This window comes from Haloarchaeobius lipolyticus, assembly GCF_051208015.1.
Classification (GTDB): domain Archaea; phylum Halobacteriota; class Halobacteria; order Halobacteriales; family Natrialbaceae; genus Haloarchaeobius.
The window spans coordinates 180,124-201,774 of sequence record NZ_JBPKGF010000002.1 but is presented as its reverse complement, the minus strand read 5'-3'; the positions used below and the strand labels follow the sequence as shown (position 1 = coordinate 201,774).

16 protein-coding genes are annotated in these 21,651 nt (G+C 65.9%); 4 read left to right on the top strand and 12 right to left on the bottom strand.

What is annotated here, in order from left to right:
• Positions 1 to 16: 16 nt before the first annotated feature.
• The 5 genes from ACSC1Y_RS04005 to ACSC1Y_RS03985 all read right to left on the bottom strand — a co-directional run bounded on the left by ACSC1Y_RS04005 (position 17) and on the right by ACSC1Y_RS03985 (position 6,680).
• Entirely contained in the window at positions 17 to 1,417 is a 1,401-nt protein-coding gene (locus ACSC1Y_RS04005; RefSeq protein ID WP_435333400.1) for a sodium-dependent transporter, read from the bottom strand.
• Between the two features lie 192 nt (positions 1,418 to 1,609).
• Positions 1,610 to 2,986, bottom strand: coding sequence for a sodium-dependent transporter (locus ACSC1Y_RS04000; protein ID WP_435333399.1), 1,377 nt, complete (start codon positions 2,984 to 2,986; stop codon positions 1,610 to 1,612).
• A gap of 162 nt (positions 2,987 to 3,148) precedes the next feature.
• A complete protein-coding gene (locus tag ACSC1Y_RS03995; RefSeq protein ID WP_435333398.1) occupies positions 3,149 to 4,594 on the bottom strand; it encodes an MATE family efflux transporter in 1,446 nt (481 codons plus the stop codon).
• Positions 4,594 to 5,208, bottom strand: coding sequence for a TetR/AcrR family transcriptional regulator (locus ACSC1Y_RS03990; protein ID WP_435333397.1), 615 nt, complete (start codon positions 5,206 to 5,208; stop codon positions 4,594 to 4,596). Before ACSC1Y_RS03990 ends, ACSC1Y_RS03995 begins: the two co-directional genes overlap by 1 nt.
• A gap of 179 nt (positions 5,209 to 5,387) precedes the next feature.
• Positions 5,388 to 6,680: a M48 family metallopeptidase gene (locus ACSC1Y_RS03985; protein ID WP_435333396.1), complete on the bottom strand. Its 1,293-nt coding sequence runs from the start codon at positions 6,678 to 6,680 to the stop codon at positions 5,388 to 5,390.
• Between the two features lie 187 nt (positions 6,681 to 6,867).
• On the opposite strand from ACSC1Y_RS03985, the gene ACSC1Y_RS03980 reads away from it, so the two are divergent.
• Positions 6,868 to 8,592 carry a histidine kinase N-terminal 7TM domain-containing protein gene (locus ACSC1Y_RS03980; protein ID WP_435333395.1) on the top strand — a complete coding sequence of 575 codons (1,725 nt, stop codon included), beginning with the start codon at positions 6,868 to 6,870 and terminating at the stop codon, positions 8,590 to 8,592.
• Here ACSC1Y_RS03980 and ACSC1Y_RS03975 read toward each other — a convergent pair.
• On the bottom strand, positions 8,577 to 9,281 hold the full coding sequence (locus ACSC1Y_RS03975) for an SDR family oxidoreductase (protein WP_435333394.1): 705 nt from the start codon (positions 9,279 to 9,281) through the stop codon (positions 8,577 to 8,579). The two genes, ACSC1Y_RS03980 and ACSC1Y_RS03975, sit on opposite strands and share 16 nt — an antisense overlap.
• Positions 9,282 to 9,390: 109 nt before the next feature.
• On the opposite strand from ACSC1Y_RS03975, the gene ACSC1Y_RS03970 reads away from it, so the two are divergent.
• Positions 9,391 to 9,777: a hypothetical protein gene (locus ACSC1Y_RS03970; RefSeq protein WP_435333393.1), complete on the top strand. Its 387-nt coding sequence runs from the start codon at positions 9,391 to 9,393 to the stop codon at positions 9,775 to 9,777.
• Between the two features lie 36 nt (positions 9,778 to 9,813).
• Positions 9,814 to 10,491: a glycerophosphodiester phosphodiesterase gene (locus ACSC1Y_RS03965; RefSeq protein WP_435333392.1), complete on the top strand. Its 678-nt coding sequence runs from the start codon at positions 9,814 to 9,816 to the stop codon at positions 10,489 to 10,491.
• Positions 10,492 to 10,518: 27 nt separating this feature from the next.
• Here ACSC1Y_RS03965 and ACSC1Y_RS03960 read toward each other — a convergent pair whose 3' ends face one another.
• Positions 10,519 to 10,914 carry a secondary thiamine-phosphate synthase enzyme YjbQ gene (locus ACSC1Y_RS03960; RefSeq protein WP_435333390.1) on the bottom strand — a complete coding sequence of 132 codons (396 nt, stop codon included), beginning with the start codon at positions 10,912 to 10,914 and terminating at the stop codon, positions 10,519 to 10,521.
• A gap of 93 nt (positions 10,915 to 11,007) precedes the next feature.
• Here ACSC1Y_RS03960 and ACSC1Y_RS03955 point away from each other — a divergent pair, with 93 nt between their 5' ends.
• A complete protein-coding gene (locus ACSC1Y_RS03955) occupies positions 11,008 to 12,360 on the top strand; it encodes a DUF7827 domain-containing protein (RefSeq protein ID WP_435333389.1) in 1,353 nt (450 codons plus the stop codon).
• Positions 12,361 to 12,408: 48 nt separating this feature from the next.
• Here the strand turns inward: ACSC1Y_RS03955 and ACSC1Y_RS03950 are convergent, their stop codons facing one another.
• From ACSC1Y_RS03950 to ACSC1Y_RS03930, 5 genes are all read right to left on the bottom strand, one after another.
• Positions 12,409 to 13,560, bottom strand: a complete 1,152-nt coding sequence (locus ACSC1Y_RS03950) for an MBL fold metallo-hydrolase (RefSeq protein ID WP_435333388.1) — start codon at positions 13,558 to 13,560, stop codon at positions 12,409 to 12,411.
• Positions 13,561 to 13,621: 61 nt separating this feature from the next.
• Complete coding sequence (locus tag ACSC1Y_RS03945) at positions 13,622 to 15,628, bottom strand: SpoVR family protein (protein ID WP_435333386.1); 2,007 nt, start codon at positions 15,626 to 15,628, stop codon at positions 13,622 to 13,624.
• Positions 15,621 to 16,931: a YeaH/YhbH family protein gene (locus tag ACSC1Y_RS03940; RefSeq protein ID WP_435333385.1), complete on the bottom strand. Its 1,311-nt coding sequence runs from the start codon at positions 16,929 to 16,931 to the stop codon at positions 15,621 to 15,623. Before ACSC1Y_RS03940 ends, ACSC1Y_RS03945 begins: the two co-directional genes overlap by 8 nt.
• The gene (locus ACSC1Y_RS03935) at positions 16,922 to 19,207 is read right to left on the bottom strand and encodes a PrkA family serine protein kinase (RefSeq protein WP_435333384.1); all 2,286 of its coding nucleotides are present in this window, start codon (positions 19,205 to 19,207) and stop codon (positions 16,922 to 16,924) included. The genes ACSC1Y_RS03940 and ACSC1Y_RS03935 overlap by 10 nt, the downstream gene beginning before the upstream one ends.
• Positions 19,207 to 21,279 carry a PrkA family serine protein kinase gene (locus tag ACSC1Y_RS03930; RefSeq protein WP_435333383.1) on the bottom strand — a complete coding sequence of 691 codons (2,073 nt, stop codon included), beginning with the start codon at positions 21,277 to 21,279 and terminating at the stop codon, positions 19,207 to 19,209. The genes ACSC1Y_RS03935 and ACSC1Y_RS03930 overlap by 1 nt, the downstream gene beginning before the upstream one ends.
• Positions 21,280 to 21,651: the final 372 nt, after the last annotated feature.

The following is a 21,651-nucleotide window of genomic DNA, read 5'->3' as shown; positions in this document are numbered from 1 at the left end:
CTCGGCTGAGAGGCCCTCAGACCGAACTGTTGAGGCGTCCGACGCCGACGACGGCTGCCAGTCCGATGACGACAGCCGCGATGGCGAGTTCGGTGGTACTGGCTGCGACCGGGACGAATCCGATGAGGCCCGTGAACAGCGTGAACAGAAGGAACGGCGGCAGGACCACGCCGATGAGGAGTCGCCAGGCGTTCCCGAAGCTCCGGACGAGCGTGGTGCCGCGCGCGAACTCTTCGACGGCGTCGCCGCCGAGGACCCACGCGGTGAAGATGACGAAGGCGAACAGCCCGAACGTCAGGAGCACGTCGACGACCGGCCCGGCGAGGATACCGAACAGTTGTGAGTTCAGTGCACTGGCGCTCCCCGTGAAGAGGACGAGGCCGGCGAGGCCGGCCGTCGCGGTCTTCCGCTCGACGCCGTGCTCGTCGACGAGGTAGGCGACGGGAATCTCGAGCATCGAGATGGACGAGGAGAGCGCCGCGAGCGTGACGACGGCAAAGAAGCCGAAGGCGAGCAGGCGTCCTGCGGGCAGTTCGGAGAACGCGGTGGCGACGCCGACGAACAGGGCACCGGGGCCGCTCGCCGTCGGGTCGACGTTCGGCGTCGAGAACAGCAGCGGGAGGACGACGAAGCCTGCGAGGACGCCGACGCCGGTGTTGAAGATGGCGATGATGCTCGCGTCGGCCGGAAGCGAGCGGTCCTCACCGATGTAGGAGGCGTAGGTGATCATCGTTCCAGCACCGACGGAGAGGGTGAACAGCGCCTGTCCGGCGGCAGAGAGCAGGATGTCGAGCGCGTTGTTCGTGACGTAGCCCGCGTCGAACGTGAGGTAGAACTGGTACGCCTCGGCCGCACCCGAGAGGCCGCGCGCCCAGACGGCGAGCGCTGCGAGCATGAGAACGACGATGGGCATCATGACGGTCGTGGCGCGCTCGATGCCGCCGCGGACGCCGCCCGCGACGATTCCTGCAGTCAGCGCGAGGAACAGGACGTGGAAGCCCACGGCGCCGACGCCGTAGCTGATTCCGCTGAAGTACGCGCCGGGATCGGCGAAGTACGCCCCCGTCGCGCTGTCTATCGTGTACCGAAGGATCCAGCCCCCGACGACGCTGTAGAACGAGAGGAGGACGAGACCCGCGAGGACGGTGATGAGGCCCAGTTTGCCCCAGTGCTTCGAGCCGGAGAGCAATTCGAGCGCGCCGACCGGGCTCTTGCCCGAGCGACGGCCGATGACGAACTCCGCGACGAGGCCGGGGACGCCGACCGCGAGGACGATTCCGAGGTACAGTACGAGGAACGCGCTACCGCCGTTTTCCGCGGTCATCCACGGGAAGCGCCAGATGTTCCCGAGGCCGACTGCGCTACCGACCGCGGCGAGGATGAACCCCACTCGCGATGTCCACGATTCGCGTGTCATTGTTGTGCACTGCCCAATCTGGGGATAAAGTGATTACGAACCTAAAAACCGTCAGCTGTCCATTATCACGGATTACCGTCGATGAAGCAGAGATATTCGCTCGAAATCGACGCGAAAATGAAGCACTTGGTTAGAAATCGTAACTGTGCGGTGTGGTGTCGATGGCCAGCGGTCAACCGGCCTGTCGACTGTCTAGACTGCGACGATAGGTTCTTTCAGCACACCTGCCGTCACGGCCAGGTCCTGCAGCCCGAGCGCGAGCGTCACGATGACTGCGAGGATGACGAACGTGCGGACTGCGAGTATCCAGGCGGTCGCTGCCTGTTCGCCGCCCGAGGTCCCCTTGACGAGTTCTCGAGCCGAGATGCCCGGGCGCAGCCAGCTGACGACGATGAGCACGCCGAGGACGGACAGGGGGAGCAGGAGGTTGTACGCGATATCGTTGTACCACGTCAGTGCGCCGACCCCGTTCAGCGTGAGCGTCCCACTGAACGCGGTCGGGATACCCAGCAGGAAGACGGCGAGTCCGAAGACCGCCGCCGCCGGTTTGCGGTCCCAACCCGTGTTCTGGGTGACGTAGGAGACGACGACCTCGAGCAGCGAGATGGCCGACGAGAGCGCCGCGAGCAGGAGCACGGCGAAGAAGATCGCACCGAGGATGCGGCCCGCCGGGAGCTTGGTGAACGCCGCACCCATCGAGATGAACAGATAGCCCGCGCCACCGCTCTTGCTGATCTCGCCGACGGGCATCTGGGTCGCGAGAATCGGGATGACGACGAGACCCGCCAGCAGGCCGACCATCGTGTTCATCCCGACGATGAGACCGCCGTCGACCGGCAGTGAATCATCGTCACCGAGGTAGGACGCGTAGGTAACCATCGCGCCCATACCCAGCGAGAGCGTGAAGAACGCCTGTCCGACCGCGGCCGGCAGGACGCTCGTGAAGTTCGCTGCGAGGGAGTCGAGGTCGGGACTGAGGTAGTACGCGTATCCAGGGCCAGCACCGTCGAGGGTGAACGCCCAGGCCGCGAGGCCGACGAGCAGGACGACGATGCTCGGGACCATCACCTTCGTCCCGAGTTCGATGCCGTCCTCGACGCCGAGCGCGACGACGCCGATGACCAGCGCCATGAAGATGGCGTGGAAGACCAGTGCTTCGGGACCGGAGTAGACCGTCTCGAGGAAGTAGGCTTCCGCGTTGCCGAAGTACGCACCGCGGGCACTGCCGATGATGTACCGGGTGACCCAGCCGCCGACGACACTGTAGAACGACAGTATCCAGAACGCGATGAATACGCCCAGCGCGCCGACGATAGAGGCACTGTTGCCGCCCAGTTCACGGAACGCGTCGACCGGGTTCCGTCCTGTCTTTCGCCCGACGACGAACTCCGCGAGCATCGCCGGGAAGCCGATAAGCATCACCGCTGCGAGGTACACGATGACGAACGCCGCGCCACCGTTCGACGCGGTCTGGAACGGGAACTGCCAGATGTTCCCGAGGCCGACCGCGCTGCCGACGGCAGCGAGGATGAACCCCAGTCGTGTACTCCATGTTTCTCGTTCACTCATATGCTACTCCCCGCTCATCGATGGTGGTTGATAAACTGCCTGCTCTGGCTTGCCCTGTCATGATTAGTCGGTACAAACCGCGGTTGGTGGTGACACACTGAAAAGCGTGGACCAAATTATCCGCGTGAGAATCCGTTTCGGTATCGAGACCGTCCCGACTCGCTAATCGTCGACGGCCGGTGCATCCGCCCCACCGGGCATCCGCACGTCCGCGTCGCGCCAGGTCCCCCGCCGGAACCAGGCGAAGGCGATGAGCGCGCCGAGGACGTTCGAGACGACGAACGACGCCCATATGCCGGCGTGGCCCGTCGCGTACGGGAACCAGCTGGCGAACGGCTCGATGCTCCACGAGAGCACCCACGCGATGGGCAGACGGATGACGCCGAGCATCGAGATGGCGATGGCGGCCGAGACCATCGTCTTCCCGGTCCCGCGGAACGCGCCGTTGTAGGCGCGCATCACGCCGATGAAGCCGAAGGTCGGCGCGACGACTTGCAGGAACGTCACGGCGATGTCGGTGACACCTTCGTTGGGCGAGAGGGGCGCGACGATGGCCTCGGTGAAGGCGAAGACGACGACGGCGAGGACCGAGAGCGCGGCGAACATCCCGACTGCGGCGGCGTCGGCGGTCTGCTTCGCCCGGTCCGGCTTGCCCGCGCCGATGTTCTGGCCGACCATCGTCTCGACGCCCTGGCCGACCGCGATGGCGGGCAGGAAGATAACGGAGAAGATGCGGATACCGACGCCGAAGGCGGCGATGAAACCGGAGGAGAAGATGGCGACGATGACGAGCATCAGGTTGACCGAGACCGAGCGACCGGTCCCCTCGACGGAGGCGGGAATCCCGATGGCGAGCATCTTCTTGAAGAACGCGAGGTCGGGCGCCATCTGCGCGAGTCGGATCTGGACGCCGCGGTTACCTGCAAACATGATGGAGAGGCCGACGGCCGTGGCGACGAACCGGGAGATGACGGTGGCGATGGCCGCCCCGCGAACCCCGTCGAAGGCCGTCGGGATGGGCCCCACGGAGAAGATGAACAGCGGGTCGATGACGACGTTGAGGACGACGGTGCCGAACATCACCTGCATCGGCGTCACGGTGTCGCCGTAGCCACGCATCAGCGAGATGAAGACGAAGAAGCCGAACAGGAACGGCATCCCGAGCGAGATGACCTCCATGTACTCGACCGCCTTCGTGAGGACGAGGCCCCGCGCGCCGAGCAGCCAGAGCACGTCGTGGACGGCGAAGTAGCCGGCGACGCCGAGTATCGTCGAGGCGACGAACGCGAACATCACCGTCTGGGAGGCGGCGTACTCCGCTTCGCGTTCCTCGCCTGCACCCGTATGTTGGGCCACGAGGACGCTCCCCGCCACCGAGAGGCCCATCCCGAGCGAGATGAGCAGGAAGACCATCGGGAAGCCGAACGTGATGGCCGCGAGCGCTTCCTCGCTGACCTGCGCGAGCCAGAAGGTGTCCGCGAGGTTGTAGGCGGTCTGGAGCAGGTTCGTGATGACGATGGGGAGCGAGAGGAAAAAGAGCGGCTTGGCGATGCCGCCCTCGGTCAGGTTCATCTCGTCCTTGCTCTTGAACAGGTCGGAGAGTCCCATCAGGTCTCACCCCGTTCGAGCCGGTCGACGAGGACCGCGTCGAGCTGGTCGCGCGCCGTCGTGACGCCGCCGTCGTCGTCGCGGGTGACGCGCTGGCGGCGGACCCCGTTCACCACCGCGAGGACGAAGTCGGCGGTCGCCTCGGGGTCGACCGCGGCGAACTCGCCCGCGTCGATGCCGTCTCGGAGGATGTCGGCGAACCGGTCCCGGAGAACGAGGTCGTGTTTCGTGAACATCTCGCGGTAGGCCTCGTCGTGACTGGCCTGCACCCGCAGTTCGACCATCGCGCTCGTGAAGGCGTGACGCTCGTCGTCCAGTTCGCGGGGTGCGACACGGTCGAGGAGCGCGTCGAGTCGCTCGCCGGGAGTGAGACAGTCACGACAGGTCGTCTCGGCCTCGAAGTGCTCCAGCATGAACTGGAGGAAGTCGACGAGCAGGTCGTCCTTGCCGTCGTAGTGGTGGTAGAGCAGCGACTTCGACTTCTCGAACTCGTCTGCGATGCGCTGTATCGTCAGGTTCGCGTACCCGTGCTGGGTGAGGGCGTCGTAGGTGGCGCGCATGATGGCGGCCCGCGTGTCCTCGGGGGCGTCGGCGAACAGAGATGACTCGCCCATTCGTTGACTGAACGTTCATTCAGCCAGCTACGTAAAACCGTCTTCGTCACCCCTCGTTTGCCCCCTCTCGCGACGGGTGACACGTCTCCAGAAGAACATTCAGGGCAGGAACGGCAGAAGAAGCGCGTGTGGCGGTCGGTTCAGGGCGGTCAGTCGAGAGTCGGCCAGTCCAGAGCCGGTCAGTCGGCGGTCGGCACGTCCTCGGCAGGAGCCCCGTCAGAACCACTCGTCTGGCCCATCTCGCGGACGTACTTGATGCGCTCCGGGATGGGCGGGTGGTCGTAGTGGAAGGTCTCGTACAGCGGGTGGGGGAACGGGTTCGAGAGGTTCTCGCCCGCGAGGCTGGCGAGCGCGGTCGCCATCGGCTCGGCCCCCATCGTCTCGACCGCGAAGGCGTCGGCCTCGCGCTCGTAGGCGAGCGAGAAGTAGTTCTGGAGCGGCGAGGTGAGCTGCATCACGGGGCCGACGAACAGCAGGGCGACGAACAGCCCGGCGTAGGTCGCCTCCTGGGGTAGCCCGAAGAGCGCGTAGAGCCACGACTGGTTGACGAGGTAGCCGAGGACGCCGAAGACGACGGCGAACTGGAGCGCCGCCAGCCCGACGAACTTCCAGATGTGCCCGCGCTTCCAGTGGGCGAGTTCGTGCGCGAGCACGCTCTGGACCTCGGGGACGGTCATCTGCTCGACGAGCGTGTCGTACAGCACCACGCGCTTGGTCCGGCCGAAGCCGACGAAGTAGGCGTTCGAGTGACCCGAGCGCTTGCTCGCGTCCATCTCGTACACCTGCTCGCACTCGAAGCCGGCGCGGTCGAACACCTCGTCGACGGCGTCCCGGAGGTCGGATTCCTCGACGGGCGTGAACTCGTTGAACAGCGGGTCGATGACGCGCGGCTTGAGGACCAGCATCGCCAGCGAGAAGCCGACGACGAGCGCCCAGGCGGCCGCCGGCCAGTAGGTCGGTAGCTGGCCGACGAACCAGAGGACGGCCGCCGTGAGCGCGCCGACGATGACCGTGTTGACGACGGTCCCGACGGCGAAGTCACGCAGCCAGAGCCGCGGCGTCTGGTTGTTGAAGTCGAACGCCTCCTCGACCACGAACGTGGAGTAGAGGTCGAACGGGATACTCACCAGCTGCGAACCCAGCAGGAGCAGGACGACGAACGCGACGCCCTGGGCGAGCGGCGGGAGCCCCGACTCGGTCAGGGCGACCACCACGTCCGTGACGAGGCCGGTGTAAAGCGCGACGAGCAGGAAGCCCATGCTCACCCAGGTGCTCACGAGCGAGAGCCCCGTGCGGGCTCGCTGGTAGTCGAGGACGCTCTCCACGTCGTCGACGCCCAGCTCCTCGCGCATCCAGTCGTCCTCGGCCCGGGCGGTCTTCGCGCCGTACCGCAGGTTCAACAGGGAGAGCGCGGTGAAGAACGCCTCCGTCCCCACCACCAGCACCACGAAGAGAACGTGAAACTCGAGCATCAGGAGAGGTATACGTCGCGCAGGGGAAAAACGGCAGCGTTGTGGTCAGTCGGTCGACTCGAGGGGTCCGACCACAACGGCGAAGTCACGCGCGTCGAAAGAGGGAGGTAGTATGGTTGGGGGGTGGTCGCATAGATGAACCGCAGTCGCGTGGGGACGTACCGTCGGATGGTCGGAGTGGGATAGCGTGGCCGGCGTCCCCTGGCCAGCGGTCGGTGCGCTCGTCGCGGGTGTCGCGAACCTGTTCTTCCTCCGGAAGCTGCAGGACTTCCGCGGGCAACCGGGGGTCCGCTGGTTCCAGGTGGTCATCGCCGCCCAGTTCGCGCTCTGTCTCTCGCAGGGGCTCGCCCTGCTCGTGTTCGACCCGACGCTCCGACTCGTCCTCGAGATACCCTTCTACGTCACCGGAAGCGTCGTCCTCGTCTCCTACCTCGGCTTCGCCGCGACCTACACCGGGCGGGGCCACCTCGTACACACGGTCTGGTTCCGGTCCCTCGTCGTCGCCGGTGCGGCGGTGAGCGTCCTCGCAGTGAGCAACCCGCTACACCAGCTCGTCTGGTCCGACTTCCGTCTCGACCCCGTTCTCGGGGCGGCCACGGTCTCGTACACCCACCAGCCGCTCGTTCGACTCCAGTTCGTCGGCGTGGTGCTGGTCTCGCTCGTCGGGATGTTCATCCTCTTCGACACGGTCGCGAGCTACGGTCCCCTGTACCGGAAACAGGCCATCGCAGTCGCACTCACACCGGTCCCGCCGACCCTGGCGTTCGCCGTCTGGACGTTCCACCTCGGTCCGGTGCCGCAGTGGAACCTCGTCCCCATCATGTTCATCCCCCACATCGCGCTCGACATGTACGCCCTCTTCCACAGCGACATGTTCGAGTTCAACCCGACGACGCGTCGGACTGGCGAGCGAGCCGCGGTCGACGACCTCGGCAGTCCGGTCGTCGTCGTGGACCAGAAGGGTCGCATCGTCACGCTGAACGAGGGAGCACAAACGCTGTTCGGGGTGGACAAGGAGACCGCACTGACCCGGTCGCTGGACGAGTACGTCCCGGTCGGGCCGCTCGACCCGGCAGGCTTCGAGCGGACCATCGGGGTGGACCGTGGGGGCCATCGGTCGACGGTCAAACTGACCGCGAAGCCCCTCCGCGACGCAGCCGACACCCACGTCGGTTACACGGTCGTCTTGCAGGACGTCACAGAGGAGATTCGGCGAAAGCAGCGCCTCACCGTCCTCAACCGGGTGTTACGGCACAACCTCCGGAACGACCTGACCGTCGTTCGGGGCTACCTCGAGGCCGCGAGCGACCAGGTACACGACGAGACGGTCTCGGGCTATCTCGAGACCGCGCTGGACGAGACTTCGGGGCTCGTCGAACTCGGCGAGAAGGCACGACAGGTCGAACGGACGATGGACGCGGGAGCTGCGACGAGAGAGCAGGTCGCCGTTGACGAACTGCTCACGGAGGTCGTGGCGGACCTCGACGCCCCGGATGCGGGCGCCGTCGACCTCGCGATTCCCGACGGTTACCGCATCGAGTCGAACGGAGCACTGCTCGAGCTCGCGTTCTCGAACCTCGTCGAGAACGCGCTGGTCCACCACGACGGACCAGCGCCGGACGTGACCGTTACACTCGTCGAATCGGATGGTACCAGCCGTTCCGCGACGTTCGAGGTCTCCGACGATGGGCCGGGCATCCCCGAGCACGAACTCGCCGTGCTCACGGCCGACGAGGAGACGCCGCTCGAACACGGGAGCGGGCTCGGCCTCTGGGTCGCCACCTGGGCGGTCGGGTCGCTCGGCGGTGACCTCTCCTTCGAGACGGGTCCGTCGGACGGAACGACGGTCACGCTCCGTGTTCCCGACGAGCCGGTCTCCGGTCCCGACGAACGGACTCAGGCCTCGCCGTAGACCGGAACCGCGGCCCCGCTCGTCACGCTCGCGGCGTCGGAACAGAGGAACAGCATCGTCCGGGCCACGTCGGCCGGGTCGACCCACTCGTCCTTCGGCGTCATCATCTCGCGGTTCATCGGCGTGTCGAGGACCGACGGCATGACGCAGTTCGCACGGACCGCGCCGAGGTTCTCCTCGGCCAGGGTCTCGGTGAGGATGCGGATGCCCGCCTTCGTGATGCGGTACGGACCGTCTCCCTCGCCTCCTTCGAGCGACGACCGCGCCGACACCGAGACGATGGCGCCCTCTCGCTCGCGGAGGTGCGGGAGGCAGTGCTTGGAGGCGAGGAACGCCGACTTGAGGTTGACGTTCACGAGGAACTCGAACGTCGAGAGGTCCGTCTCGTCGATGGGCGTTCCGCCGCGCCACGTTCCAGCCACGTTGCAGAGGTAATCGATGTGGCCGAGCTGGTCGACGACGGCGTCGACCATCGACTCGACCGCTGACTCGTCTGTGAGGTCGGCCTCGAAGAACTGCGTCTCCTCGTCCAGCGAGAGCAGCGAGTCCTCGTCGTCGGGGCCGACGACGTCGACGGCCGCGACGGTCGCACCGGCCTCGCGGAAGGCGGCGACAAGGGCACTGCCGAGCGCACCGGATGCGCCCGTGACGATGGCGACACGGTCCGAGAAGTCGAACGTGACGGACATAGTCTGACAGACGTGAGCGACGACCAAAAGTATCGCCCGGAGGGACGGACCCGACACCGGGACGCGGACGGCCGGAACCGTTTCGTGCTCGTCGGCAGTCACGTCTGGCATGTGGTTCTACGCACCGTTCGTCGCCTCGGTGGGGTTCGCTGTCTGTTGCGTCTGCCTCGGTATCGGCTGGTGGGTCGGCGCACCGAGACTCGACGCCCGCGCGAGTGGAGCGACCGCAATCGCCCGGACCATCCGCGGCGGCCCGGCACTCGGCGCGTCCAGTGTCGGCCTCGGTCTGGTGTTCATCGGGCTGGACTACCTCGGGACGATCGGTCTGGTCGGCCAGGAATCGGCAGGCGAATTCGCGACCGGGCCGGACGGCCCCCTCGTCGCTGTCGGACAGGCGGTTCCGGGGAACGCCCTCGGAGCAGTCTGCATCAGTGCCGGCCTGCTCGGGTTCCTCGCCCCGGTGGTCGCCGCGGCCGTCGAACAGTACCGAGGATGAGAAAACGGTAAACCCGTCCCACACGACCGTTCTGGCGTGCGACTCATCGCTCACCGGGGATTCGCCGCCGAAGCGCCCGAGAACACGGTCGCCGCCGTCGAGTACGCGGCCGCCCACGGCGCCGACCTCGTCGAGATCGACGTACGCCGGTGTGCGAGCGGCGAAGTCGTCGTCGTCCACGACGAGACGGTCGACCGGGTGACGGGCGCGACCGGCCGCGTCGCGGACCTCCCGCTCGACGAGCTACGAGGGTTCTCCGTCTACGACTCCGACCAGAGCGTTCCCACGCTCGCGGAACTCCTCGACGCGATTCCGCCGTCGCTGGGCGTCAACGTCGAGCTCAAAGAGCGAGGGCTGGCGGAGGACGTCGCCGACGCCCTGTCGACGTTCCGTCGGACCCACGACGGCGAGGTCATCGTCTCGTCGTTCGACGAGGATGCCCTGCGCGAGATGCGCGACGCCGACCCCGACGTTCCCACCGCGTTCCTCACCGACAGACTCCGCGAGCGTCCCGTGTCGACGGCGCGAGAGCTCGGCTGTTCGTACGTCCACCCGCACTACCAGCTCTGCCTGTTCTCGCGGGTCGTCGAGCGGGCCCACGCCGCCGGGCTGGAGGTCAACGTCTGGACCATCAGGCACGGGTCGCTGGCTCGTCTGCTCGGTTTCCTGGGCGTCGACGGGGTCACCTCGGACCGAAGCGACGTGCTGCGGTGAGAGGCGGGCGTCCGAGGGGGCTGTTACTCACCCCTCGAGCACGGTCACGACGACCGACCGGCTCCGTGGGCCGTCACACTCGACGAACAGGACGGACTGCCAGGTCCCGAGCGACAGCTCGCCGTCTTCGACCGGAATCGTCTCGCTCGCGCCGAGGAGGGTGGCACGCAGATGGGAGTCGGCGTTGTCGTCGACGCGGTCGTGTTCCCAACCGCCGTCGCTAACGAGGTCTGCGAGGAACGAGACGATGTCGTTCCGGAGGCCGCGCTCGGCTTCTTGCAGGACGACTCCTGCGGTCGTGTGCTGGACCGAAACTGTACAGAGGCCGTCGACCCCGTCCGGAATCGCGTTCCGGACCTCGGCGGTCACGTCGACGGTGGTCAGGCGCTCGTCGGTCTGGACGGTGACCCGTTCGCGGTGCATGACTGGCTGAACGTGCCGTTCGCGCAAAAGCGTTCGAATATTGATGGAAACGCGAAGGTTCTTACGTGGACGTTCGTTCTCTCGGATAGTGGAATGTGGGAACTTGCGACAGGGGCGCGAGCGATGGTCATCATCGCCTGCGCAATCGCCGTGGTCGCCGCAGTATCCGCCGGAGCAGCGGCTGCGAGTGACGAGCCCGTCGCCTTCTGGAGCGTCCCGGAGACGGTCGTCGACCAGCCCGGCGACCCGGTCCGCCTGCCGGTCGAGCTCGGCCCGAACGACTCCCGGGCCACGGTGACCATCGCCAACGACTCCATCGGCTACCGGCTCGACGTGACGGTGGCGGACCGGGACGGCGACGGGCGGGTCGGGCTCTGCTGGAACACCCACTACGCGGGCGTCGTCGCCGATGGCGAGCTCGAGCGCGTCGTCTCCGCCGAGGGCGAGGACCGGGTCGTCGCGGCCACCCGCACGAGCGAGCGACGAAGCGAGCACCTGCCGGCTGGTCGGTACTCGGTCGCGGTCGGACCCGGAGATCGCCCGGTCGAAGACGGCGAATCGCCCGTCGCATCCGGAACCGTGGTCCTGGAGGTCGACCTACTCCGCGCGCAGTCGATGCGCGTGCTCGAAGGCCCGGCGGACCTGAACGCCAGCGCGGCGTACGAGGTCGCGTCGACCTCGAGCCGGATCGAGCGGGACGAGTGGCTGTTCGTCGAGGTGAACGACACGAGCATCCACGGTTACATCGAGACCACGTCGGCCCTGGTCGACCCGGGCACCGAGGGCGTCTCGATGCACATCCAGCGAACCCACGGTGGACCGGCGGTTCCGGTGACGGACGCGACGTTCCTGCACTACCCCGAACGAGACGTGTTCGTCCTCGCGTTCAAGCCGAACACTACACGGTTCGAGGCGAACGCCATCTACCGCGCGACCTTCACCGTCGCGGAGTCGAACCCCTACGCCGTGGCCCAGGAGCGCGTCATGCAGGACTTCACCATCCTCCCCGGCGGGTCCGAGGACGACGGGGCGTCAGTCGAGGTCGTCGAGGTGGACGCACCCGAGCGGGTCATCGAAGGAAGGGACGCCAACTTCACGGTGGCCGTGGTCAACAGCGGCTCCCGGGCAGGGAACGTCACGATCCGGGTCACGCTCGACGACCAGACCGTTAGCCGGACCGTCGTCGTCTTCCCGCACTCGCGGCTACTCGTCACCATCCCGGTGAACACCGCACCGCTCACCGAGGGCAAGAGCCACTACACCGTCCGCGTCGAGGGCGGGAGCCGCGTCCAGCAGGGATTCGTCGACGTCTGGCTCTCCGACGACCCGCCGAACACCTACCCGACGTTCGCGCCGCGGGAGTCAGCCGGACAGCCGGGGTTCGGCGTTCTGGCGGCGCTCGTGGCGGTCTCGCTCTGGCTCACCGGGGTTCGCCGACGGCGGTAACCGGCACACGGCAGCCGAACGGCTCCTGGCTCCGGTCAGAATACGGATTCATTCCTCCGCCGCACACCGGTTCGGCCCCAGTTCGAGCTCGACTGCCTCCTTCTCGTCTGCCAGCTCCTCACTCCCGGTGTTCACCGCGATGACCCGCTCGTAGTTCGGCGGCTTCTCGGGCAGGTCGTCGGTGACGCTCGCGACGAACTTGTCCCGTGACTCCTGCAAGAGCCCCGCCGACTGTCGCCGCTCACCCACCGTCGCAGCGACCGGCTCACCCGGCGTGATGGGCGTCGTCCCGTCGTCGGCGACCGGGAAGTGACCGGGACAGACGACGACTGAATCCGGCTCCGCGAGCAGCGTCGCGTGGAGGCTCTCGTACAGCGAACGTGCTCCCTCGGCGGCCTCGCTCCCCGCGAACTGGAGTTCGGTCCGTCCGACAGAGTCGACGAACAGCGTGTCGCCCGTCAGGACGGCGGCTCCGTTCAGAAGGTAGCTCACCGATTCGGAGGTGTGCCCGGGCGTCGCCAGCGCCTTCACCTCGACCGAACCCACCCGGACGACCTCGTTCCGGCCGAGCGCTGTGTACTCGTAGTCCACCGCCCGGTCAGCAGCGGCGTGCTCGCCGAGGTAGTACGGCACCCCGAGGTCGTCCGCGAGGGCACGGCCGCCCGAGACGTGGTCGGCGTGGACGTGGGTGTCGAAGACGGCGACTATATCGTATCCGCGATCCTGGGCTGCCTTTCGGAACTCCTCGATGTGCCGGGTCGCGTCGACGATGACGGCCTCGTTCGTCTCTGCGCAGCCGACGACGTAGCCCAGACAGCCCTTGGCGCGGCGCTGGAGCTGGACGAGTTCGAGACCGTCGTCAGCCGTCGGCACCGTGGTCACGTCGTAGGTCGCGCCGTAGGCGGCCATCCCGCCCTCGACGGCGACCACGTCGTAGCCCTCGTCTTCGAGCGCGTCGGCGAACGCGGTCGAGGACTTCCCGATGGCGCAGATGGTGACGACGGTGTCGTCCGGCGTCGCACCCGTCTCCTCCTCGAACTCGCCGAGGTCGACAGACTGACCGGGTTTGTACGGGTAGTTGACCGAGCCGGGCAGTCGCCAGCCGTCGAAGCTCCCCGGGTCGCGGGTGTCGACGAGGACGAAGTCGTCTCCCCGCTCGCGACGCTCGCGGAACTCGTCGACGGAGATGTAGCTGGGCATAGCTGGAGAGAGGCGGGGACGGCGCAAAAACGTAGCCCGCGACGAAACCGTGCGGCCGGCCTCAGGCCAGCCACTCCTCGGGCTTCGTGTCGTAGTCGACGTCGTCGGCCGCGAGGTGTTCGACCTCCTCCCAGGCGAGGTCGGTCGTCTCGAACTCATCGCCGTCGAACCGGATGAGCTTGCCCTGCTCGGTCGCCTCCGGCTCGCGGTTGCGCCGTCGGGCGACCTCGCGGTCGTGGTCCGAGATCTCCTTGACGATGGTCATCAGGTTGACCGGCCTGCCCCAGAGCTCGAACACGCGTTCGAGCACCTGTCTGGCCTGCCGGACGTCGAGCATCACGCCGTTGTACTTGTGGCCGAGCAACAGCTCGTTGCGGTTGTTGTAGTTGCCGTCGTAGACCAGTATCGTCGGCTTGCCGAAGTTGGTGAACTGCAACAGCAGCTTCTTCTTGACGTCCTCGGCGTCCTGGCTGGCGACGCGGTACTGCCCGGTGGCGTGGGAGTACTCGTAGGTGAAGTACTCGTTCTCGTCGATGAACTCCTGGGTGAGGAACTCGTCGATGAACGTCACGTCGTTGTGGCTGCGACGGACCTCCCGCATGCGGTCCCAGCCCGCGGAGAAGTCCACCTCGGCGAGCGCCTCCTCGATGCTGTCGTAGACCTGGTCGTCGAACAGGTAGCGACCGATTCGCTCCAGTTCAGACTGACCGATGCGCTCGACGAAGCCGCGGTTCTGGCGCTTGACCAGCGAGTAGTGCCGACGGCACATACCCTCGTAGGTCAGGAGCTTCCACGGGTACGTCTCGACGTCTATCTCGCCGTTCCGAGCGCGTTCGAGGGCCTCCTGGTCGACGTACTCGGCAGGGAGTTCGGCAAGCGCATCGAGGTCGGTCGGGTCGATGCTGGCCAGTGCCTCGGGCGGTTCGAGCAGCTTCCTGACGAGGGCGAAGTCGACGGTGTCCGTGAAGTTCCGCCAGGTGATTCCCTTCGTCCGGAGCAGGTGCGTCACGACCTCCTTGCGGTTGGTCGAGTTCTCGATGTACTCCCAGAGCTCCTTGCCGAGCTTGTACGGGTTGAGCCCTGGCGAGCCGAGGACGGCCGCCTGGTGCTCGGCGTAGTTGATGAACTCGTCGTCGCCGGCGAAGCGCTCGTCGCCCATCATCAACGACTCCCAGAACGCCGCCCAGCCCTCGTTCATGACCTTCGTCATCTTCTGGGGCGCGAAGTAGTACGCCTCGGCGCGCATCATGTCGAGCACGTCGCGCTGCCACGGCTCCATGTCGGCCGCCTTCTCCGCCTCGCGGTCGAACTGCTTTCCGTGGGTCCGCAGGAACGCCAGCAGGTCCTTCTCCGGACGCTCTGGGAACGTCACCGGGCCTTCGTCGGCGTCCTGGCGGGCGAGCCACTCCTCGTCGAACACCTCGCGTCTGACTTCCTCGGACAGTTTCAGCTCGTCGAGCTGTTCGGCGATGTCGGCGTGTTCCAGCTCGCGCGGCTCGTAGTCGGATTCGCTGACGGAGCGGTAGCGCTGGTGCTGGTCGATGTTGTCCTCGAGCGCCAGCGCGCTGTCTATCCACTTCTCGACCTCGGCGCGGTCGACCTCGGGGTCGCGCATGTACTCCGCGATGGCCCGGGCGTGGCGCTCCAGCATCGCCGCCGCGTTCGGCGTCTGTTCGGAGAACAGCTGGAACCACTCGTTGTTCGCGAAGAAGTCCGAGTGCGCCTCGACGTGGGTGATGACGGCCTTCTGGTCGGCCAGAGTGTTCGACTCCTGTAGGAAGGCGTGTGCCGGATTGTCGTTGTTGACTATCTCGAACGCCTTGCCGCCGCCGTACTGGCTCTGTTTCTGCTGGCGGTCGTACATCATACCCCAGCGCCAGTGCGGATAGCGGTGCTGGAAGCCGCCGTAGGCGATGAGCTCGTTCATCTCGTCGTAGTCGACGATCCAGTAGTTCACCTCGTACGGCGAGAGCCCGAGCTTCTCGGCGAGCATGCGCGCTTCTTCGACTGGCTCGCGCAGGTCGCGGGCGATACGCTGTTTCCGGAACCGGTCGGCCTCGTTATTCATCTGAATCACTCTCCGTGGAGAGGATGGTGTAGATGGCGTCGACCACGTCGTCCGGGCTGGAGACGTAGGCGACGGCCACGTTGTCGCTGCCCGAGAAGTGGGCTTCCACCTCCTCGGCGTGGGTCGCGTTGATGGCCGAGCCGGTCGGCTGGGTCTCCACGTAGGCGTGGAGGTTTGCGTCGATGCTCTCCATCAGCGGGATGACCCGCTCTTCGGTGTCGTTGCTGGAGTTCTCGGAGTCACCCGCCGCGAACACGTACCGGTTCCACTCGTTCCACGGGTACTCCTCGAGGAGCTGTGCCGCCAGCTCGTACGCGCTCGATATCTTCGTCCCGCCGCCCGAGCGGATGCCGAAGAACTCGTCGCGGTCGACCTCCCAGGCCTCCGCGTCGTGGGCGATGTAGACGAACTCGGCGTTGTCGTACTTGCCCGTGAGGTACCAGTCGAGCGGCGTGAACACGCGCTCGACCAGCTCGCGCTTCTTCTCGCGCATCGAGCCGGAGACGTCACGGATGTTGACCACCACGACGTTCTTCTCGCGTTCTTCGATTATCTCCGGGTGGCGGTAGCGTTCGTCCTCACGGCGGAACGGGACGTGTTTGATACCTTCACGGCGTATCTTCTGGTAGGTCGTCTCGCGCTCGACGTTCTCTTCGACCTCCTCGATGGAGCCCCACTTCGTCTTCTCGTCGTCGGGGATGTTCGCGTAGGTGTCGACGAGCCACGCCTTCGAGACGGGGATGCGCTTGCCGCGAGCCCACTCGTAGGCGGTCTGCGGGCCCCAGCCTTCGATCTTCAGCACCTCCGTGAGGAAGTTCTCGTCGAAGTCCATGGCGAGCTTGCGCTTCAGTCCCTCCTTGAACATCCGCTCGAAGTCGAGCGTCGAGTCGGGGCCGGTCCGGGTGATATCGGTGAAGGGACCCTCCTTCTCCTCGATGACGCGCTTGCCCTTCGGTTCGAGGTCCAGGCCGAGGGCGTCGTCGAGTTCCTGTGCGAACTCCTCGGGGTCCATCTGGTAGTACTCGTGGTCGGCCCCTTCCTCGCCGGGTTTGCCCTCTTCGCCCTCTCCGGGCTGTGGCTGGGGCTGACCGACTGGGTCGCCGACCTCTGCGTCGCCCTGGCCGACACCGCCCTGGTCGAGGCGGTCGTACTCGAAATTGGGGAGGTCGACGATCTTGATGGGGATGCGCACCTCGTCCTGGCCGCTGCGGCCGAGCTCACCGTACTGGATGAACTCCTTGAGGTCTTCACGGCGCTCTTCACCGACTTCCTTGAACCGTTCCAGGTCGTCTTTCAGTCCCATCTGTATGCCACCTCTTTCATGACGTGTCTGCTGGTCAGCTCGGCCGACGCCGGCGAGTAGCCGAAGTGGTCGACCAGCGCGTCGATGGTCTTCTCCTTCAGCGTCTTCGTTTCGGTACCTTTCGGCGGGTCGTCCCACTGGTTCGGATCGAAGTCGTCGTAGACGCGACGGACGTCGTCCCAGTCGTTCGATTCGAGGACGGTGTTGATGACCGGAATCGCGGTGAGGTCGACGTTGTCGATGCTGAAGTCCTCGTCGCGGTGCTCCCAGGCGTGGCGGTTGAGCGCGGTGATGACCTTCTCACGGCGGAACGACTCGACCTCCTCGCTGGGCAGGTTGCCCTCGTAGTCGTCGTCCTCGAACCGGCCGAGGTGCTCGACTTCGAACACCTTCATCTTCAGCGGGTCGGGCTCCTCGTACTCGCCCCGGTCGTTGACGATGGGGTCGCCCGTCTCCCAGGCGTAGACCTGTTCGACGTACTCGGCGACGGTCGCCTCGTCGACGTGGCGGTCGTGCATCATCGCGTCGATGACGTCCTGTTCCTGCGCCCCGAAGACGTAGCCCTTCACGAGCGCCACGCGGGATTCGAACTCCGCTTTCTCCTTTTTCGAGAAGACGGGTGCCTCGGTGAACCCCTCCGCGAGCGTGTTCAACACGTCGCGGGGCATGATGACGAGTTCGACCGGCAGGGTCGGGTGGTGCCGGTGGGTCTTCTCGTGGAGCAGGTCCGCGAGGGCGTCGCGGGTGTAGGTCACCGGCATCCCGAACGTCCCGTCGGACGGCTCCTCGGCGAAGTCGTAGTCGGCCTTCTCGGTCCGGGTGTCACCCTCCTGCAGGTAGCCCTGGTCGAAGAGGATGGCCTTTTCGACGAGGGTAAGCCCGCTGGGCAGGTCCTCCTCGTCGAGGCGGGTGACGACGCTGTAGAGCGCGGCCGCCTCGATGGCGTGGGGCGCGAACTCCCTCTCGACGAGGTCGCCCGACGGCCCCTTCACCGTGATTACCACCGGTTTGCGTATCTCGTCCGCGAGCTCCTCGTAGTTCTCGGCGGTCCAGACGGTCGTCTCGCCGGTCAGCTCGCGCCGGATGAGTTCGGTCTCCAGCGAGAGGTTCGTCAGGTAGCGGAACTCGTGCTTGTCGAGCCGGCGCTTGAGCGCCTTCAGCGGGTCCATCCCCTGACGCTCCGAGTGCTGGTTGAGCTGCGCCTCGAGGTCGGGGTTCGAGATGATGAGCAGCTGCGTGTCGATGTCCATCCCGATACCCTTGTCGAGCTTGACCGTCCCCTCGTCGGGCACGTTCAACAGCTTCTGGAGCAGGTCGGCGTGCTGGGCCGCGTCCTCGACGATGGTGAGGAGTCCGTTGCCCTGCGAGAGCACGCCGTCGTAGCTGAACGCCTGGGGGTTCTTCCGCCCACGCGAGTCGAGCTTCTGGAGCATCCCGGCCATCCACGAGCCGACGAGTCGCTCCTTGGGAGTACCGTCGTCCTCCGAGTGGAGGATGCCGATACCCTGTCCCAGGTCGACGACGTAGTTCTTCACCCGGAGGTGACGACTGTCCGTGATAGCGGAGAACAGGTCCTTGCGACCCTTCCGGCGATACATCTCCTCCAGGTAGTCGTACGCCTCGCGGCTGAACGGGTCGAGTCGTTCGTCCACGTCGATGGGGATGTCCGAGTCGAGCGCGCCGTTGAGTTCTTCGAGCAGTTCCGCGCGGATCTCTGGTGGGAAGACGGTCAACGGGTGCGCCTGTACCGGTGACTCGTACCAGTTCGCCTCGTCCTCTCGCACGACGTCCTCGCCGTAGGTCAGACCGCCGCCGGCCGACGCGGAGGCGATGTTCCACTCGACCGTGTAGCGCCGCCCTTCGGGCGTCTTCGAGTACTCGCGGAGCCCGTTGACGAGACAGCGTTTGAGCTCCGACTTGCCGGTCGCCGTCGGGCCCTCGAACCAGAGGATCTTCTCGTGCTTGCCGCGGCCCGAGGCGATGGAGCGGAGGTCGTCGACGAAGGCGTTCAGGACCTCCGTGTTACCGAGCACGGCGTGCTGGCCGTCGTTGTGGGGGTCGTCGAAGAAGCAGTATCGCTGCTTCTCCTCGCCCTGCTCGATGACGGACCGTGTACCGGCGGCCTCGATGGCCGCCAGCAGGTACTTCGCGGCGTGGCTCGCGATGCTGGGCTGTTCGAACACCCGGTCGACGTACGCCGCGAGGGACATCGGCTCCTCGTACGTCTCCTCCAGCGCGCGGTCACTCGCCGTGACGAAGTCGTCTCCCCTGCTCATCAGTCTTCCATCTCTGCTTTGGCGACCTCGGCACCAGCGAACTCGAGCACCTCCTTCGCACCGTCGCGGGAGTAGCCCTGGTCGATGAGCGCGTCGACCCAGGAGTTTCGCTCGTCGTCGTCCGTCTCGTTGGCCGACACGAGGGCGCTGAAGTTGATGTTGTGTTTCTTGTCCTCCCAGAGCTTCCGTTCGAGGGCGCGGCGGAGGCGTTCGTTGTCCTGCGGGTTGAACGTCGTCCCCTCACGGGCACGGCGCGACACCCAGTTCGAGACCTCCTGGCGGAAGTCGTTCTTCCGGTCCTCGGGGATGTTCAGCTTCTCCTCGATGGAGCGCATGAACTTCTCGTCTGGCTCCTGGTCGCGGCCCGTGATGTCGTCCTCGATGGTGTCGTCGTCGATGTAGGCCATGACGTGGTCCATGTACTTCTCGCCCTGGCGCTGTATCTCGTCGATATCGTAGGCCAGCGCGTGGCGGACGTCCTCGATGGCGCGCTCTTTGTACTCCTCGCGCACGAGCTCGAGGTAGCGGTAGTAGGTCTCGAAGTTGCCCTCGGGGATGGAGCCGTGGTGTTCGAGGTTCTCCTCGAAGAAGTTGAACACCGTCAGCGGCGACAGGAACTGCCGGCCGCGGTGCTTGGAGTCCATGATGGCCTCGGCTATCTCGTCGCCGATGAAGCGGGGCGAGACGCCCTCCATGCCCTCGCCGATCTCGGCCTTCGACTCGGCCTCCTCGCGGAGCTTCTTGACGTCGATGTCGTCGCCGTCGTCTATCTCACCGTTGTAGGCCTTCGCCTTCTGTATCATCCCGACCATCTCGTTGTCGGGCTCTTCGATGCGGGTCAGGACGGCGAACAGGCCGGCCATCTCGAGCGCGTGCGGCTCGACGTGGATGTCGGGCACGTCCGCGTTGTTGAGCATCTTGCGGTAGATGTCGGCCTCCTCCTCGTAGCCGAGGACGTACGGGAAGTCGATGCGTTTCGTCCGGTCGTTGAACGCCTCCATCTTCTCGTCGCCCTTCTTGTCCTTGTACTCGGGCATGTTCGTCCGCCCGACGATGACCTGGTCGATGTCGATTCGGGGGTTGTTCTTCGGCTTGATGGTCATCTCCTGCGTCGCGTGCAGGAAGTCGTACAGGAACTCGCGCTGTAGCTTCAACAGCTCCTCGCCACTGAAGATACCGCGGTTCGCGTTACAGAACGCGCCGGAGTAGTCGAACGCCCGCGGGTCGGACTCGCCGTAGATGGCGATCTTCGAGTAGTTGACGTCGCCGGTCAGCTCGGTCTCGTCCTGATTCTTCTTGTCCTTGGGCTCGAACGTCTCCAGACACTGGCGCTTGTTCTCGTCGGCGACGAGCCGGATGACCTCGACGTGGTTGTTGAGGACGGCCTCGAGGTCGTCGTCGTAGTGCTCGAGGAGCTTGTCCATGTAGAACTCGGACTCCGGATCGAGCGCCTGCTCGTTGCGGATCGTGTAGGGTGCGTCGTGGAGCTCGTTGATCTCGTCGAGCACCTTCTGGCGCTGTCGGAGCGGGAGCAACACGAGCGGGTCCTGGTTCATCGGCGAGCGGACCACGTCGTCGGCGGGGTCCTGGTCGTCGACGATGTCGCAGACGTTGGTCCACCGGAAGGTGTACATCCGCCCCTCCTCGCGGAGCGTGTAGTCCTCGAAGTACTTCCGGCACATCCGGTCGAAGTGGGACTTGCCCGACCCGACCGGCCCGAGCAGCAGCTTGATGCGGCGTTCCGGACCGAGGCCGCGGGCACCCGACTTTATCTTGTTGACGAACTCGTGGATGCTGCGGTGGATGACCTTCCCGTAGAAGGTGTTCTCGCCGTCGTGGAGTGGGTCTTCGGTCGCGAGTTTGTACTTGACGATGCCTTCGGTCTCGTCGTACTCGGTCCCGTAGAAGTCGAACATATCCGCCACGCGCTGGTGGGCGTTGCGGGCGACCATCGGGTCCTCGTACACCTCGTCGAGGTACCACTGGAAGGTCTTCGTCTCCCGCAGGTCGGCGGGGATCGACTCCTTGTAATCGGTACTCAGCTCTGCAAGTGACTCTCTATTGGTGGTCATGCTATCACGGACAGGTAACGACGACGGCCGCGCTGGGCGCATTTCGGTCGCGCGCACGTAGCGCGAGCAGAACGGACGTCGTCTATCTCGGCATCCGGGCCGACCCGCTGGCACCACCGGACCCCACTGCGTCGCCACTGGAACGGGGCCACCGCCTGGTGCATCCGGCGCGTCGTCGCGCACACGAATCGTGCCATTTGTGAACTATTGGCATCCTGTGGCCTGCGGCCGGGCCTTCGCGTGAGTGGATGTCACGATGGGCGGCCGGGAGGTGCAGGACGGTCGGGTCGGTACTGGATACCGAGGGGTGTGTACAAATCCGACACCAAGATGCTTAACTTTGACCCCAACAACTATTTACCAGAAGGAACG

Coding starts and splice junctions, on each gene's coding strand:
- ACSC1Y_RS04005 (WP_435333400.1), bottom strand. CDS start 1,417: ATGACACGCGAATCGTGGACATCGCGAGTGGGGTTCATCCTCGCCGCG.
- ACSC1Y_RS04000 (WP_435333399.1), bottom strand. CDS start 2,986: ATGAGTGAACGAGAAACATGGAGTACACGACTGGGGTTCATCCTCGCT.
- ACSC1Y_RS03995 (WP_435333398.1), bottom strand. CDS start 4,594: ATGGGACTCTCCGACCTGTTCAAGAGCAAGGACGAGATGAACCTGACC.
- ACSC1Y_RS03990 (WP_435333397.1), bottom strand. CDS start 5,208: ATGGGCGAGTCATCTCTGTTCGCCGACGCCCCCGAGGACACGCGGGCC.
- ACSC1Y_RS03985 (WP_435333396.1), bottom strand. CDS start 6,680: ATGCTCGAGTTTCACGTTCTCTTCGTGGTGCTGGTGGTGGGGACGGAG.
- ACSC1Y_RS03975 (WP_435333394.1), bottom strand. CDS start 9,281: ATGTCCGTCACGTTCGACTTCTCGGACCGTGTCGCCATCGTCACGGGC.
- ACSC1Y_RS03970 (WP_435333393.1), top strand. CDS start 9,391: ATGTGGTTCTACGCACCGTTCGTCGCCTCGGTGGGGTTCGCTGTCTGT.
- ACSC1Y_RS03960 (WP_435333390.1), bottom strand. CDS start 10,914: ATGCACCGCGAACGGGTCACCGTCCAGACCGACGAGCGCCTGACCACC.
- ACSC1Y_RS03955 (WP_435333389.1), top strand. CDS start 11,008: ATGTGGGAACTTGCGACAGGGGCGCGAGCGATGGTCATCATCGCCTGC.
- ACSC1Y_RS03950 (WP_435333388.1), bottom strand. CDS start 13,560: ATGCCCAGCTACATCTCCGTCGACGAGTTCCGCGAGCGTCGCGAGCGG.
- ACSC1Y_RS03945 (WP_435333386.1), bottom strand. CDS start 15,628: ATGAATAACGAGGCCGACCGGTTCCGGAAACAGCGTATCGCCCGCGAC.
- ACSC1Y_RS03940 (WP_435333385.1), bottom strand. CDS start 16,931: ATGGGACTGAAAGACGACCTGGAACGGTTCAAGGAAGTCGGTGAAGAG.
- ACSC1Y_RS03935 (WP_435333384.1), bottom strand. CDS start 19,207: ATGAGCAGGGGAGACGACTTCGTCACGGCGAGTGACCGCGCGCTGGAG.
- ACSC1Y_RS03930 (WP_435333383.1), bottom strand. CDS start 21,279: ATGACCACCAATAGAGAGTCACTTGCAGAGCTGAGTACCGATTACAAG.